This window comes from Alteribacter natronophilus (assembly GCF_006007885.1).
Taxonomy (GTDB): Bacteria; Bacillota; Bacilli; order Bacillales; family Salisediminibacteriaceae; genus Alteribacter; species Alteribacter natronophilus.
This window is the reverse complement of record NZ_VCRO01000002.1, coordinates 600,595-615,045: the sequence shown is the minus strand read 5'-3', so window position 1 is coordinate 615,045 and position 14,451 is coordinate 600,595. Positions and strand designations below refer to the sequence as shown.

Here is a 14,451-nt window from a genome sequence, read left to right as displayed (position 1 = left end):
ACAGGAATATACATCCTTTCACAAATTACCGTTTATTTAGTACGTAATATTTGTTATTATGATGAAGGATTTACGGTACCACCGAACGTTGTCCTTCGGGTCATATTATACAGCTTTTATCTTCATTTGGCATTTTATCACTTCATAAATACAACTGGGGGAATCTACACATGGATCGCGAATTAGCACTAGAAATTGTACGGGTAACAGAAGCAGCAGCACTTGCATCGGCACAGTGGATGGGGCGCGGCCTCAAAAACGAAGCAGACGATGCAGCCACAACCGCCATGCGCACGATGTTTGACTCAGTTAACATGCAGGGTACCGTCGTGATTGGAGAAGGCGAACTTGACGAGGCTCCCATGCTTTATATTGGGGAAGAGCTCGGCTCCGGTGCGGGCCCTGAAGTGGACATCGCCGTGGATCCTCTCGAAGGGACGAGCATCGTGGCCAAAGGCCATCCGAATGCAATGGCTGTCATTGCCATTGCGGATCGGGGGACTCTCCTCCATGCACCTGACATGTACATGGAAAAACTTGTTGTAGGCCCTGAAGCAGCAGGCCTCGTCCGCCTTGACGATCCGATCGAAAAAACGATCGACATCGTAGCCAAAATGAACAATAAACGGGTACGTGACGTCACCGTTATCATCCAGGAGCGTGAGCGTCATCAGGAGCTTGTGGACCGGATCCGCGCCAAAGGAGCCCGCGTAACACTCTTTGGTGACGGAGATGTTGGCGCGTCGATAGCAACGGCCATGCCCCGCACAGGAATTGACCTGTTTGTTGGAACAGGCGGAGCTCCAGAGGGTGTGATTTCGGCTGCAGCGATTAAATCACTGGGCGGAGACATGCAGGCACGTCTTGTGCCGATGAACGATGAAGAAGAGGAGCGCTGCCGCAAAATGGGTGTAGAAGATACGAGCAGAGTGCTCCAGCTTAACGATCTTGTAAGAAGTGACGACGCAATCTTTGCTGCAACCGGAGTATCCACCGGTGAACTTCTTGAAGGTGTCCGTTTTCTCAGCGGAGATCACGTGGAAACCGACTCCATCGTCATGCGTGCAAAAACCGGTACAGTACGGTATATTAAGGCACAGCACCGTCTGAACCAGAAACCTCACCTTCAGCAGGATCAGGGGTAAAGATCAGGGAAGGAAGGATGAGCATGTCCGAACGTTTCTACCTTTACGACGACACGGAGGAAACCAGAACCCGTTTCGTAAGTTTTATGGGAGAGGAACAGCGATTTGATCTCGCTATAACCACGTCCTCCCGCTATTACGGAAAAAAACTCGTCCTGAACACACTGTCCAACCGCTTCGCCATCATTGGCCCGGATGACCTTGAGGAGCCCGGTTATCTGGAACAGGCCTTCAGCCTTGAAGCAGCGGAAGCCGAAGAACTCCGTCAGTTTTTATATGAAGTGATCTGATAATATCTTCCTGAACGAAAACACCTCCCTGAAGGCATACTAAGTGCCGGGGAGGTGTTTTATTATGTCTGAAAAAGACAAAAGGAAATACTCGGATTTTACTGTTGTGGAAAACAACCGTAATTACGTTCTGCCCGAAATTACGCCCGAGGGTCCATACGGATCTCCAATCGAGCGGCCACTGGGAAAAAGCTCAGCGTGGCATGAAGGCCAGCGCTCATACAGCGCCTTTAACTACGAATACAAGAACCTTCACGAAGGGCTCGACCGGAAAGTCCCCGGTTCCCACCCCACTCATGATGACAAACGTTATAACGGCGGAGGCAGACAGTGATGACTGCAGGTATCCACTGAATCCCCCCGGTTATTCCTCACGGGAATGCGAAAGGCCGCCTGCAGGTTTGCAGCAGGCGGCCTTTTTCATGTATATCATTTACCTTGCAGTAGCTTCCTGCCCGGTTTGTTTCTTTTCTTTTTGTTCTTTCGTGTCCTTTGTGTCTTTTTTTCTTTCACTTTTTTAATCACAAAGTAAGGACAGCCGAAATTACAGTATTCATAGAGATACTCCGGAAGAGAACTGATCTTTGATTCGAACGGGGCTTTCCGGTGCTGATCCTCAAAGAATCCTTTGAGCCTGAGCTGGTTATAGCCCCAGTCCCCGACAATATAGTCATATTTATTCAGAACGTCACTGTAGCGGGACTTGAAATCCTCTTCCACGAATCCGCCTTTGACATCCTCAAGGATCTCATACTGATTCCCCTGAACACGGATCATCGTTACCACCTCTCTTTACTTCTTTTATCTTGCCTTATTTTTAGGAAAAATTCAATATTTTCACCGGGGTTTACCGTCTCTTAAGCAAAAACGGCACAAATTACCGCTCCTAGGAACAGCTAAAACGGTAAAACCTATACGCAGGAGGTGGAAAAAATGAAACGTATGATTGCAGCATCACTGCTTTTAACCGCCGCCCTGGCCGGCTGCGGAGGAGAAATGGAAAACCTGACAAGTCCATATGGACAGGGTCAGCAGAATGATGGCAAAGCTCACGGTCAATGGACCCCGATGGGTACGGGTAACACCCAGGAAGGGTACAATGTCATTAACCGTGAAGGCGGCGCCAATCACGACGAATTCAACCGGTTCGGGTTTGTTACCGAGACCAAGGAATCCGCCAGTGCGAAAGAAGCACCGGGCTACGCTGTTTATGACAGAGAGCTTCTGGCAGATTCCATCAGTGAAATGGCTGCGGTAATCCCTTCAGTTAACGGATGCTCAACACTCGTGACAGACGAGCAGGTGCTTATGGTTTACGACCGTGACGAAAACTCTGACAAAAGCCGGGATGAAGTAGCTGACCAGGTACGAAAAACAGCGCTCTCAGTCGTTCCGTCCTATTACGAAGTATACGTAAGTGACGACACAGCACTCGTTGAGGACATCGAACGTTTCGCCGACCTTTCACCGGAGGGTGAAGAGTATGACGAAACAATGGATCAGACAATTGAGCAGTTTAAAGCCTACCCGCAGGGTGAGCCGATCAGTGAAGACGAAATGCATTCAGACAACGACGACTATAAAATGAACTGACTTTCTTAGCAGGGTAAAGCAGGAGGAAACTTTTGCGGTACCCTCTTTTTTTGTTTTAGGGGTGCATCGTGTGCAGATTTTTACTGTTCTTAATTTGAAGTTATCTGTACTTAGCGGGGAACTTACTTGTGCTTAATTACTACTTCCACTCGGCCCGGCAGCACAACGGGCGGTTATCGTAATCCCGACACAGGCCGAAAAAACGGCTCCCCTTTGCGGGGAAGCCGTTTTACAGTCAGGACTGGGCTGCATTGACCTGCTCGTCCGCGTGGTACGAGGAACGGACAAGAGGGCCGGATTCACAGTGCTTGAATCCTTTGCTGAGTGCAATCTCCTTAAGTTCGGCAAATTCCTCAGGGCTCCAGTACTTTTTAATTTTAAGGTGTTTTTTCGTCGGCTGCAGGTACTGGCCGATCGTCATAATATCCACATTGGCTGCGCGGAGGTCATCCATCGTTTCGATGATCTCTTCCTTCGTTTCACCAAGGCCGATCATCAGACTTGATTTGGTCGGAATGTTCGGGTTCATTTCCTTGGCACGCTTGAGGAATTCAAGCGTACGGTCGTATGTAGCACGTGCACGAACCCGTGGAGTAAGACTGCGTACCGTCTCAATATTATGGTTCATAATATCAGGCTTCGCATCCATAAGTGTTTCCAGGTTCTCATAACGGCCCATCATGTCGGATGGAAGAACTTCCACCGATGTGAATGGGCTTTTTCTGCGGATCGCACGCACAGTTTCCGCAAATACCGCTGCTCCACCGTCTTTCAGATCGTCACGGGCTACAGCTGTAATAACGGCGTGCTTAAGCCCCATAAGTTTCACCGAGTCTGCCACTCGTTCAGGCTCGTCCCAGTCCAGTTCAGACGGGAGTCCGGTTTTAACTGCACAGAAACGGCATGCCCGTGTACAGATATCTCCCAGAATCATAAATGTAGCCGTCTTACGTTCTGCCCAGCACTCATGAATGTTTGGACAGCGTGCTTCTTCACATACAGTGTGAAGTTTCTTCTCACGCATCATTTTTTTAAGTCCTGTATAGGACTCGTTTGTATTCAATTTAATTTTCAGCCAGTCCGGCTTGCGGATATGTTCTTCTTTTTTTGCCATAAGGTTCACTCTCCCGGTCCGTATTCCTTAACCCATTGACACTGCTGTTTTAAGTATGTTTTCTGACTTACATAATCATTAGTAACTTTAACACGAAAACGTGTTTTTCTCAAAGTGCCGGCCTGCTGGAAGGATTTTTCCCGAATGGTTTTTAAAGCGTCTTCAAACACTACCTGTAACCCATGTAACGAGACCGTTTATAGAAAGGAGGAATGAAGGTGAAAAAAACGGCAATTTTGACTCTCACTGTATTGTGTACGGTGTTTTTCCTCGCATTTCACCCTGCCCATGGCAATGCTTCCGTGCTTGAAGAACTGTCTGCGGAAGAGATTTTCCAGGGCCGAATGGCACTTTACAGAAAAACAGAAGCAATCACCGGAATTCCCTGGTATTACCTTGCAGGCGTTGACAGCTATGAAAGAGGGCTGCGCCGGGCCCGGAACGATCTCCCTGACGAAGAAGGCTTTATCGGCATTTATTTTCCCCCGGATAAATGGACGGGGGCGGAAAACCCGGACAAGGAAGACAATGACCCACTGGCCATCTCACTGTTTAACGGAATGGGGCTTGACGGAAACGGAGACGGTCTGGCCGATCAGAACAACGATGAAGATGTCCTCTTCACTTTTGCCTCCTATCTTGCTTCCTACGGTACAGACAACGACAATTTCCGGATCGGGCTGTGGAATTATTACCAGCGGGATAAGGCAGTTGAACTGATTACAGGGCATTCAAAGGTCTATCAGAAATTCGATACACTCGACCTCAGTAAGCGGATGTTCCCTCTTCCCCTGCAGTACAATTACAGCTACCAGAGTACATGGGGGCACAGCCGCGGATGGGGAGGACGCCGAATGCACGAAGGTACCGATCTGTTTGCCGGTTACGGTACCCCGGTGCGCTCCACCACATTTGGCATTGTAGAGCTGAAGGGGTGGAACAAGTTCGGAGGTTGGCGGATCGGAATCCGCGATACGAATAACGTCTACCATTATTACGCTCACCTGACCGGTTTTGAAAAGGGTGTGGAGCGGGGCACGATCGTTGAACCGGGCACAGTCGTCGGCTATGTGGGCAGCTCAGGCTATGGAAAACCCGGGACCCAGGGAAAGTTCCCACCACACCTCCATTACGGAATGTATAAGGATAACGGATACTTTGAATGGTCATTCGACCCGTTCCCTTCACTTAGAGCATGGGAACGTATGGAACGGCAGGCCCGAAGAAAAGGGTGATTACGCATCCTGCCCAGACAAAAACCGCTCCGGCTGTAACCGGAACGGTTTTTTTGTCATCGGTATTAACCTAAGATATTCAACAGAAGGATTCCGAGGATACCAAGAGGAGATACGATACGAAGGAACCAGATCCAGATGGCTCCGACTGCTGTATCGGTCAGGCCTGTTTCCTTAAGTGCATCAACTTTATTCCATCCCCAACCTACAAACAGGGCAATGACAAAGCCGCCGAGAGGAAGGAAGTACTGATCCGTAATCGTGTCCATCAGATCAAGGAACGGCAGTCCGAAAACGGTGTATTCCGTGAGCGGGCCTCCCTGACTGAGTGCGGAAGGAATCCCGAAAAGTGTTACAACCGTACCTACTGCAACAGCAGCAAAACGGCGTGACCAGTTAAACTTTCTCATCACATAGGCTACACTCACCTCGAGCAGGGAAATCGCAGAAGACAGAGCCGCTACTGCAACGAGGAAGAAGAACAGTATACCGAACATCGTGCCGGTACCGCCCATGGCGTTAAACACTTCCGGAAGCGTAATAAACACCAGACCCGGACCTGCATCAGCCACATCAAACTGAGCAAAAGTAAATACTGCCGGGAAGATCATGATTCCCACAACTACGGCAAACAGCGTGTCCAGTGTAACGACGGTTCCCGCTGCACTCGGCAGCTTCGTTTCCTTAGGCAGATAGCTGGCGTAGGTAATCATCGCCCCCATACCGAGTGACAGTGTAAAGAACGCCTGCCCGATCGCTGCTGCGTAGATTTCAGGGTTTCCAAATGCCGAGAATTCCGGTCTGAACAGGAAGGCAAGCCCTTCTGCCGCCCCGTCAAGAGTCAGGGCGTAGGCAGCGAGGAATAAAAGGATCGCTGCGAGTAAAGGCATAAACAATTTGTTGGAAAGCTCAATTCCCTTTTTAACACCGAAGAATACAATCGCTGTCGTAACAGCCATAAACAGTACCTGCCAGAACACAGGACCTGCTGCCCCTCCGATAAATCCTCCGAAGAAATCTGCATATTCCCCCGTGCCTACATTGGCTGTGGCTCCACTTAAATAACTGTAAAGGAAGTAAACGACCCAGCCGGCAATAACACCATAAAAAGATAAAATAATGAATGCTGAAGCAACTCCGAGTATACCGCCAATAGCCCATGGCTTCTGCGGGGCAATGGCATTAAAGGAGCCGACTACGTCCTGCTGGCCTCTGCGGCCGATTGAAAATTCCGCAAGAAGTACCGGAAGTCCAATCAGGAAAATACACAGCAGGTAAACAAGCAGAAATGCTGCCCCTCCATTCTCACCGGCTACATAGGAAAAACGCCATACGTTACCCAGTCCGACGGCAGAGCCGACAGCAGCCAGAATAAAGCCAAGTTTTGTAGCAAACCTTTCACGGCCATTACTCATGTTTCATTCTCCTTTCTCTCTTTGAATGATCACGCATAGCTAAATGTCATTATTTTCTGACATATAGCTTCTAAAAAAAGAAGCAAACGGAATAGATTGCTCTTTTGACAAAATTCGACGAAACGTGATTACGTTGTCTTATTATAAATAGCCTAGATGAAAAAGTCAAAGGGATTTTCTGAAAATTTTATATAGAAAGACTATCCAGTTTTTCATAGATGCATATTAGAAGTGGTATAATTGAACTAAATATTCAGATAAAAGGAAAGGAGTATATTCATGCAGATTCAGAAAAATGCCAACCGCTCCATCACTCATGTCTATACCGGGGAAGTCATTACATTTCTGGAACGCCCTGAAGAAACAGATGACAGCAGTCTGCTGATTGAAGTTACCCTGCCTCCCGGGGGAAAAGGACCTGACCTTCATTACCACCTGAGATTTGAAGAAGAGTTTGAAAACATCGAAGGCAGCCTGTTCGTTCAGCTTAACAAAGAAGAACACATCCTGGGAATCGGTGAGCGTGTCATAGTTCCCAAAAAAGCCCACCACATGTTCAAAAATGCCTCCGAGTCTGAACCCGTTACATTCCGAGTCCGTCTCAGTCCAGGACACCACTTCGAAGACTCGATGCGGATATTATACGGGCTTATGGAAGACGGCCTTATCTTGAAAGCCGGCAAGTTTAAGAGCCTGTACCACGGTGCGGTAATTCTGGATATGCAGGATACCAAACTTGCCGCTATGCCTGTTTTTCTCCAGAAAGGGATGTTCGGTCTCCTTGCAAAACGTGCCAGGAAAAAAGGGATCGATGAGGAACTTAAAAAGAAATACTGCATCAGGGAAGATGGAGAATAGTGTAAAGCGGTCACAACTATTACAGGGGCAATCAGTCAGGAGGACGGATTATTAAACCTGCCTGCACCTTCGCGAACACAAAAAAGCAGGAGCCCGATTTGAACAGGACTCCTGCTTTTTATATTCCTAGGCCTCTATCGGCTTCACAGTTAACTTGAGAATGGTAATGATCAGTGCGAACGCCACAATGGACGCCAGCAGCGCCAGCATGTAGCTTCCAGTCAGGCCAATAACGAGGAAACCGGCTACGGTCACCACACCCACAAGAAGCGCATACGGAAGCTGCGTATTTACGTGGTCCGTATGATGGCTTCCTGCTCCTGTAGAGGAAAGAATCGTTGTATCCGAGATCGGTGAACAGTGGTCCCCGAAAATCGCACCGGCAAGTACAGCAGCCAGTACAGGCAGAAGCAGCGTCGGATCTGTCTGCACTGCAATTTCACCGGCGATCGGAAGCATGATTCCGAACGTTCCCCATGACGTCCCTGTAGTGAACGCCATGAATCCGGCAATGACAAACAGTACGACCGGCAGAAACGCCAGGTTCATGTTGTTGTTTACAATTTCAGCAAGGTACGCTCCCGTACCCAGCTCTCCGATAATCTCAATAATCGTCCAGGCAAAAATCAGAATGTAGATGGCAGGCAGCATGGATTTCACACCGGCCCATAGACCCAGACCGAATTGTTTTGCCGGAACTTTACGCATAATCGCAGTCACGAATGTTACAGCAAGACTGACGAGACCACCGTAAACGAGTGAGGCAGCAACGTCGGTGTTTTCAAATGTCGCAAGGAGGGTAGTCTGGCCTTCGGTTCCCTGAATGCCTGTAACGATCATGAAGAAAACAGTAGCTGCAATCAGCGTTACGATCGGCCATACAAGATCTCCAACCCTCCCGCTCACAACCGGCTGGGCATCTTCACTCTCACCCGGTACAGGCCCTTTTTCCTTGTCGTACACTTCCCCGGTCTGAATGGCACGGAGCTCGTGTGCACGCATCGGCCCGAAGTCGAGCTTGTAGTACGCAACTGCAAAGACCATCGCAATGGCAAACAGGGCGTAGAAGTTCATTGGCGCGATCATGAGAAATGCCTGAAGCGCACCATACTCCGTTACGCCGTTTTCAAGCAGAACATCGTTTCCAATCAGTGTAATGATGTAGGCACCCCAGCTGGAAAGCGGCACAATCACACACATTGAGGCGGCTGTTGAATCCACCAGATAGGCAAGCTTAGCACGCGAGATCCGATGACGGTCCGTCAGAGGACGGCTCACGTTACCTACCGTAAGACTGTTAAAATAGTCGTCAATAAAAATGATAATACCGAGAAATACCGAAACAAACTGCGCTCCGACCCGTGTTTTCACGCGGCTCAGCGCCCATTCACCAAATGCCCGGCTTCCGCCCGTCATGGTAATGAAAGCGGCAATGATTCCAAGGATGACAAGGAACAGCAGGATGTAGAACTCCCACGTATTAATTCCTTCTCCCGGAACATAAAATATACCTGTTACGATGGCCAGCACCTGGCTCAGTGCTTCGTTCACAAACATGTCTTCATTCTGGTTCACCATTAAGGCTCCAACAATAATCCCGACCCCGAGTGACAGAAGCACCCGGCGTGTAATGATAACCATTACAAGAGCCAGAATTGGCGGCAGTAATGATAATGCACCATGATCCATCTTTGTTTCCTCCCTTTTTATGCCGGTCCGGTCAGCCTTACTGCCCGGCCGTCTGTATGCTGATCAGCTTGATAATTTCTTTATTGCCCTGTGAGGATTTACTGAACTATTCTTCATTATGAACGTCTCTTCCTTCAGACTTGTATGAACGCACAAAAAAAAGACAGCTGTGGACGGATGTCCAGAAACTGTCTTTCAGTCATTTGAACGATCCCCACCAAGAGAAGAGTCAGTAGTTCTCCACTGCGGTTTCCCGAGTGACAGTGCTGTACCTGTTAGATACAGCCCCAGCCGGGCAGCCCCGGCCGGACTGCCTGCTTCGGCGAAGATTCCTTTCTGCATCCGTCAAAGGTGACCGCCTCGAAATGCATACTTTTAAGCTTCGCGCCTCTACCCCACCCACATCGTGATGAGGTATCTGTTAGATTACCGATTCAATTATCAAACCGAGATTGATTGTATCAGACACTCCCGGACGACGCAACCATTAATCACCTTCCAGATTATTCTGTTCGGTTTCGGAAGGTCCTGTCTGCTCCCTTTCAGGTTCATGAATCACAGAGGGCATAATGCCGTTCCCGTAGAATTCCGGTACCTCTCCCGGAATAAATTCCATGGCAACCGGAATCGACGTCCGCACCACTTCCGTATCCGTGGCAAAAGGGATAACAACTTTCACATCCACTTCAATGTCAACAGATACACTGATCCACGTATTATTAATTCCCGTTGCCACGACTTCGTCACGGAGCTGGGATTTTACATCCCCGATTGCCGACAGTCTGACCGGGACTCTTGGCCCCAGGTGGGCAAGAAGGGCATTGTTCGTCGCCTGTCCCAGCGGAATCATGTGAATAATCCCGTCCTCTGTAAACGAAGCCCCTTCCCTCTCTACATCCACATCCGACGGAATCCCGATATCCCTGACTCTTCCATGCTCAATATCGTTCAGATACGACTGCACCCGGTGCGTCGTTTCCTGCAGCACGCGGTTATAAATAACCGGATTAATACTCATGTTGGTAACCTTGCCGTCAGGCCCCATTTCATATTCGATAATGTCTTCCATGTTCGTATTTTCAAGGATTTTTTTCGAGATCGCATCATTAATTGCCAGCGTCCCAATCCGTTGTGTTTCCGTCTTGGCAATTGCGATTATCGTTGGCCTGATGCCTTTCTCAACAATTACGAGCCCCTGGGCTGTCATAAGACTGAAAACGAGGAATGATATTAAAAACACATAACGAAAAGGCAGAGGCCCCTTCCGCCTCTTCGGTTTCCATGTACGAAACCTCCGCTTCACATCAGCTGCCCCCTTTCCCTCTTTCATACCTATGCAAAAAAGAAGGGGGACAGACCAGACAGGCGTGGACTACAGCTTATTTCCCCTGGCGTTTTAGTTCGATTCGGCGTTTTTGGTATTATTACTTTCCGACTGCTGTGCGTTTTAATATGATTCTGCTCTTATCGGGTTAGAACTCCTGTGCTGCTGCGCGTTTTAATTCGATTCCGCTCTTATCGTATTAGAACTTCCTGGCTGCTGCGCATTTTAATATGATTCCGCTCTTTTCGTATTAGAACTGGCTGACTGCTGCGCATTTTAATATGATTCCGCTCTTTTCGTATTAGAACTGGCTGACTGCTGCGCATTTTAATATGATTCCGCTCCTATCGTATTAGAACTTCCTTTGCTTCAACGCGTTTTAATATGATTCTGCTTCTATCGCATTAGAACTCCCCGGCTTGTGCACGTTTTAATTCAATTGGCACCTACTCAAATCAAAATCCTCACTTCTCCTCCTACAGTTCCGCTTCTTTATACGCTGCCCGCTGCCGGCTGAACAAAGAAAAAGAACCGTCTCACGCTTGAGACGATCCTTTGGAACTCCTGCTATTTTTTCCGCTCGTAAACGTAAAAGGTGTGGGCATACTCATTATCAGCGTCCGTTTTCCCATCATACGTCTGCGCCACTTCCCAGATCTGGGCTGATATTGGCGGGAAATAGGTGTCACCCTCAAAGGTGTGGTGGATACGCGTCACATAAAGGCGATCGGCAAAATCAATGAGCTGTTCGAAGATTTTCTGTCCGCCCAGAACCATCACTTCCTCTTCTGTCTGCGAAAACTGCTTGACCTTGTCAAGATCATGCCAGACTTCCACGTCCTCCGCCTCAAAATCCTCGTTGGAAGTCACTACTATATTTTTCCGATTCGGCAGTGCTTTGCCGATTGATTCAAACGTTTTGCGTCCCATTACTACTGTGTGACCGGAGGTGACTCTTTTGAACCATGCCAGGTCGTTCGGAAGATTCCACGGCAGGTCGTTATTTCGGCCAATTACATTATTTTCGTCCATTGCAGCAATCATCGAGATCATACGCTAACCTCTCCTTTAATGTGCGGATGAGGGTCGTATTCCACTAACTCAAAGTCTTCAAACGTGAAGTCTTCCACCCTTTTAACTTCCGGGTTCAGCTTCATCTTCGGCAGGCTGTGGGGCTCCCGTGTCATCTGAAGTTTCACCTGCTCTACGTGATTGTTATAAATATGCACGTCACCGAATGTGTGGATGAATTCACCGTACTCCAGTCCGCATTCCTGGGCAACCATCATTGTGAGGATGGAATAGGAGGCGATGTTAAACGGCACCCCGAGGAACAGATCGGCACTGCGCTGATAGAGCTGACAGGAAAGCTTACCGTCCGCCACGTAAAACTGAAACATGCAGTGGCACGGGGAAAGGGCCATTTTGTCCAGTTCTCCGACGTTCCAGGCATTCACAACGAGCCTGCGGGAATCAGGGTTGTTTTTTATCTCCTCTATGACGTTTCTCAGCTGGTCAATCGTCGTTCCGTCCGGAGCAGGCCAGCTGCGCCACTGTCTGCCGTATACCGGACCGAGGTCACCATTTTCATCTGCCCATTCGTTCCATATTCTCACGTTGTTTTCCTTGAGATAGGCAATATTGGTGTCACCTTTTATAAACCACAGCAGCTCATGAATGATCGCTCTGAGTGAAAGCTTTTTCGTCGTGAGAAGCGGAAAGCCTTCTGCAAGATCAAACCTCATCTGATAACCGAAAGTACTGATTGTTCCCGTTCCGGTTCTGTCGTCTTTTGACGTACCGTTTTCCAGTACGTGTCCGCACAAATCAAGATATTGTCTCATAATAGACAAACCTCCTTCAGATTATGTAATCGTGTCTATTACAGCATGTCCAGTTTATCAACGCCCGGAAGAAGGCTGCCTGCCGTCCCGCTCCAAGCAGAACGGCAATCTGCCCATACTAAGCCATCCGTAAAAGCGCTTCTTTTCCTGTCATGCCTTTATAAATTCCAAGAGCTTCTGCTTCATATGTCACAGATTCAAGCGGTGCCTCCAGCAGCTCCTCAATTGTCCGAACGCCTACAGCGCGGCCAGCAATAATTTTTCTTGCCGCCAGCTTATCATTTAAGAGAGCCACATCAAGCGCTCCGCACATAATATATCCATTTTCATTTGTCACAGCCATAAAGTTTGTTTTTGGAAGCTTTACGGTGACAGCTGTAAACGGTTTTCCTTCAATAAACATCGGCTTTACGTCAATCACAGTTTTCTCCCGCCTCTCTGCCATTATTCGATCGGTTCATTGCCTAATCAGTGCAGAACAGCACGGATGCAGGCTGGTATAGTGTATGACAGAAAGGAACAGAAAGTGAGCCGGTACAGCTACTTTGCGTAACGGGAGAGACTCCAGGCAAGGACATCGCGCAGGAACTCGGGCATGAAGTATTCTTTCTCCTTAAGTGTACTGATCGAAGGGTACAGCCAGCCAAAAGTGAACATATCCACTGTCGCTACTTCATAGACCCGGTCCCTGTCCAGGGGCTGTCCTGATATATACACATCAGACGGCTGCAGCACCTGACTGCTTCGTCTTACCTCAATGCCGTCGTAAACCATGGATCCGAGTATTTTTCCTCGAAAGCCAAAGCCTTTAATCTTTTTTTCGATCATTTCCTCTTTTTCCGCTTCCCGGATAAATTCAAGAAGACGCTCACCCGAAACAGAAACTTTCGCCGGGTTAATGGGGTGCGGACAGATTTCATGGAGTCGTTTTCTCGTAACCGGCCCCTTTTCCAGACCATCAAGGAGTACTCCTGAACTCATCATGGCTGCTTCTGCCGAGCACCATTCCCTCAGTCCACGGACAAGAAGGTCCGACAGAGGAGAATGACTGCGCCAGTCCACCGGCCAGGGTTCAGGAAGTTCGGTGACAACTTCAGACAATTTTTCATCAGCCTGCTGCTTCATTGTTACAAGCATTTCCCCTGTTTTAACGTCTTTTTCAAGTCTTTCCGGATCCACACGGTGCGTGCGTACCTGCATCGTCAGCCCGGCCTCTGCGGCATCTGCTGTTACACTGACTTCACCCAGGTAGGCACCTGATCGTCCACACTGGTGAATCCATGTTCCGTTGACCAGCTTACCATCTTCAAGAACGTGATGGGTATGGGAACCAAGGATCAGATCGATCCCCGGAAAATCCTCGGCCATCCGTTCGTCATCGTGCAGTCCAAGGTGGGAGAGGCAGACAAGCACATCTGCTTTTTCCCTCAGTTCCCGGACCTGCTGTTCAATCAGAGTGAATGGGTCAGCGATCTGCCAGCCCAGTGCCTCATAAAAAAGCTTATACGCAACTGTCACTCCGAACACAGCCACCTTAAGACCGGATGCAGTCGTAAAAATACGGTTCGCTTTTGCCCAGTCCGGAAATGACCCGTCCGGATTTTTCAGGTTCCCTACGAGTACGTTAAAATCAGCCTCCTCATAGAGGCGGTTAAGCTGGTCTTTCGAAAAGGTCATGCCTTCGTTGTTTCCGATTGTAACCGCATCGTACGCAAGTTCGTTCAGAAACGACACATTACCCTTGCCGGACAGACCCTCTGTAACCGGATTTACCCGGTCAGCGTGATCTCCGATATCAAAAAGAAGAACATCCCTCCCTTCTTTTTCCGCTTCTGCTTTAATCTGCCTGATCCGCGTGACCACATATGGCCACTGATCGAGCTGGCTGTGAAGATCATTTGTATGAATAATCGTCAGTTTTTTTGCGTTCATTCTGTCACCGCC

14 protein-coding genes, 1 pseudogene and 1 riboswitch are annotated in these 14,451 nt (G+C 48.7%); of the genes and pseudogenes, 6 read left to right on the top strand and 9 right to left on the bottom strand.

Annotated features, from left to right (window positions below):
• Positions 1-170: 170 nt before the first annotated feature.
• The 3 genes from glpX (at position 171) to FGB90_RS09815 (ending at position 1,769) form a co-directional block, all read left to right on the top strand.
• A complete protein-coding gene (gene glpX / locus FGB90_RS09825; RefSeq protein ID WP_138810637.1) occupies positions 171-1,145 on the top strand; it encodes a class II fructose-bisphosphatase in 975 nt (324 codons plus the stop codon).
• Between the two features lie 23 nt (positions 1,146-1,168).
• On the top strand, positions 1,169-1,435 hold the full coding sequence (locus FGB90_RS09820; protein ID WP_138810636.1) for a DUF3055 domain-containing protein: 267 nt from the start codon (positions 1,169-1,171) through the stop codon (positions 1,433-1,435).
• A 64-nt stretch (positions 1,436-1,499) separates the two neighbouring features.
• Positions 1,500-1,769 (top strand): hypothetical protein, encoded by a 270-nt coding sequence (locus tag FGB90_RS09815; protein ID WP_138810635.1) that lies wholly within the window; start codon positions 1,500-1,502, stop codon positions 1,767-1,769.
• A 170-nt stretch (positions 1,770-1,939) separates the two neighbouring features.
• Here FGB90_RS09815 and FGB90_RS09810 read toward each other — a convergent pair.
• Positions 1,940-2,212, bottom strand: a pseudogene (locus FGB90_RS09810) (YutD family protein); the annotation flags it as partial.
• A gap of 156 nt (positions 2,213-2,368) precedes the next feature.
• On the opposite strand from FGB90_RS09810, the gene FGB90_RS09805 reads away from it, so the two are divergent.
• The gene (locus tag FGB90_RS09805; RefSeq protein ID WP_138810634.1) at positions 2,369-3,028 is read left to right on the top strand and encodes a YhcN/YlaJ family sporulation lipoprotein; all 660 of its coding nucleotides are present in this window, start codon (positions 2,369-2,371) and stop codon (positions 3,026-3,028) included.
• Positions 3,029-3,263: 235 nt separating this feature from the next.
• On the opposite strand, the gene lipA is transcribed toward FGB90_RS09805, so the two are convergent.
• Positions 3,264-4,142, bottom strand: a complete 879-nt coding sequence (gene lipA / locus FGB90_RS09800) for a lipoyl synthase (protein ID WP_138810633.1) — start codon at positions 4,140-4,142, stop codon at positions 3,264-3,266.
• Positions 4,143-4,360: 218 nt separating this feature from the next.
• On the opposite strand from lipA, the gene FGB90_RS09795 reads away from it, so the two are divergent.
• Positions 4,361-5,377, top strand: coding sequence for a M23 family metallopeptidase (locus FGB90_RS09795; protein WP_281280033.1), 1,017 nt, complete (start codon positions 4,361-4,363; stop codon positions 5,375-5,377).
• A gap of 65 nt (positions 5,378-5,442) precedes the next feature.
• Here FGB90_RS09795 and FGB90_RS09790 read toward each other — a convergent pair whose 3' ends face one another.
• Complete coding sequence (locus FGB90_RS09790; protein WP_138810631.1) at positions 5,443-6,792, bottom strand: sodium-dependent transporter; 1,350 nt, start codon at positions 6,790-6,792, stop codon at positions 5,443-5,445.
• Positions 6,793-7,071: 279 nt separating this feature from the next.
• On the opposite strand from FGB90_RS09790, the gene FGB90_RS09785 reads away from it, so the two are divergent.
• Positions 7,072-7,650 (top strand): cupin domain-containing protein, encoded by a 579-nt coding sequence (locus FGB90_RS09785; RefSeq protein ID WP_138810630.1) that lies wholly within the window; start codon positions 7,072-7,074, stop codon positions 7,648-7,650.
• Between the two features lie 126 nt (positions 7,651-7,776).
• Here the strand turns inward: FGB90_RS09785 and FGB90_RS09780 are convergent, their stop codons facing one another.
• The 6 genes from FGB90_RS09780 to FGB90_RS09755 all read right to left on the bottom strand — a co-directional run bounded on the left by FGB90_RS09780 (position 7,777) and on the right by FGB90_RS09755 (position 14,439).
• Entirely contained in the window at positions 7,777-9,339 is a 1,563-nt protein-coding gene (locus FGB90_RS09780) for a Na+/H+ antiporter NhaC family protein (protein ID WP_138810629.1), read from the bottom strand.
• Positions 9,340-9,564: 225 nt separating this feature from the next.
• A riboswitch (Lysine riboswitch) is annotated at positions 9,565-9,740 on the bottom strand.
• 86 nt (positions 9,741-9,826) lie between these two features.
• Positions 9,827-10,642 carry a sporulation protein YunB gene (gene yunB, locus FGB90_RS09775; protein WP_246056124.1) on the bottom strand — a complete coding sequence of 272 codons (816 nt, stop codon included), beginning with the start codon at positions 10,640-10,642 and terminating at the stop codon, positions 9,827-9,829.
• 588 nt (positions 10,643-11,230) lie between these two features.
• A complete protein-coding gene (locus FGB90_RS09770; protein ID WP_138810627.1) occupies positions 11,231-11,716 on the bottom strand; it encodes a dihydrofolate reductase in 486 nt (161 codons plus the stop codon).
• On the bottom strand, positions 11,713-12,507 hold the full coding sequence (locus tag FGB90_RS09765; protein WP_138810626.1) for a thymidylate synthase: 795 nt from the start codon (positions 12,505-12,507) through the stop codon (positions 11,713-11,715). The genes FGB90_RS09770 and FGB90_RS09765 overlap by 4 nt, the downstream gene beginning before the upstream one ends.
• 118 nt (positions 12,508-12,625) lie before the next feature.
• Positions 12,626-12,910, bottom strand: coding sequence for a YunC family protein (locus tag FGB90_RS09760; RefSeq protein ID WP_438502689.1), 285 nt, complete (start codon positions 12,908-12,910; stop codon positions 12,626-12,628).
• Between the two features lie 137 nt (positions 12,911-13,047).
• Complete coding sequence (locus FGB90_RS09755) at positions 13,048-14,439, bottom strand: bifunctional metallophosphatase/5'-nucleotidase (protein WP_138810624.1); 1,392 nt, start codon at positions 14,437-14,439, stop codon at positions 13,048-13,050.
• Between the last annotated feature and the right edge of the window lie 12 nt (positions 14,440-14,451).

What these genes read in the sequence shown, in the direction of transcription:
- glpX (WP_138810637.1), top strand. Translation starts at nt 171, where the DNA reads ATGGATCGCGAATTAGCACTAGAAATTGTACGGGTAACAGAAGCAGCA.
- FGB90_RS09820 (WP_138810636.1), top strand. Translation starts at nt 1,169, where the DNA reads ATGTCCGAACGTTTCTACCTTTACGACGACACGGAGGAAACCAGAACC.
- FGB90_RS09815 (WP_138810635.1), top strand. Translation starts at nt 1,500, where the DNA reads ATGTCTGAAAAAGACAAAAGGAAATACTCGGATTTTACTGTTGTGGAA.
- FGB90_RS09805 (WP_138810634.1), top strand. Translation starts at nt 2,369, where the DNA reads ATGAAACGTATGATTGCAGCATCACTGCTTTTAACCGCCGCCCTGGCC.
- lipA (WP_138810633.1), bottom strand. Translation starts at nt 4,142, where the DNA reads ATGGCAAAAAAAGAAGAACATATCCGCAAGCCGGACTGGCTGAAAATT.
- FGB90_RS09790 (WP_138810631.1), bottom strand. Translation starts at nt 6,792, where the DNA reads ATGAGTAATGGCCGTGAAAGGTTTGCTACAAAACTTGGCTTTATTCTG.
- FGB90_RS09785 (WP_138810630.1), top strand. Translation starts at nt 7,072, where the DNA reads ATGCAGATTCAGAAAAATGCCAACCGCTCCATCACTCATGTCTATACC.
- FGB90_RS09780 (WP_138810629.1), bottom strand. Translation starts at nt 9,339, where the DNA reads ATGGATCATGGTGCATTATCATTACTGCCGCCAATTCTGGCTCTTGTA.
- FGB90_RS09770 (WP_138810627.1), bottom strand. Translation starts at nt 11,716, where the DNA reads ATGATCTCGATGATTGCTGCAATGGACGAAAATAATGTAATTGGCCGA.
- FGB90_RS09765 (WP_138810626.1), bottom strand. Translation starts at nt 12,507, where the DNA reads ATGAGACAATATCTTGATTTGTGCGGACACGTACTGGAAAACGGTACG.
- FGB90_RS09760 (WP_438502689.1), bottom strand. Translation starts at nt 12,910, where the DNA reads ATGTTTATTGAAGGAAAACCGTTTACAGCTGTCACCGTAAAGCTTCCA.
- FGB90_RS09755 (WP_138810624.1), bottom strand. Translation starts at nt 14,439, where the DNA reads ATGAACGCAAAAAAACTGACGATTATTCATACAAATGATCTTCACAGC.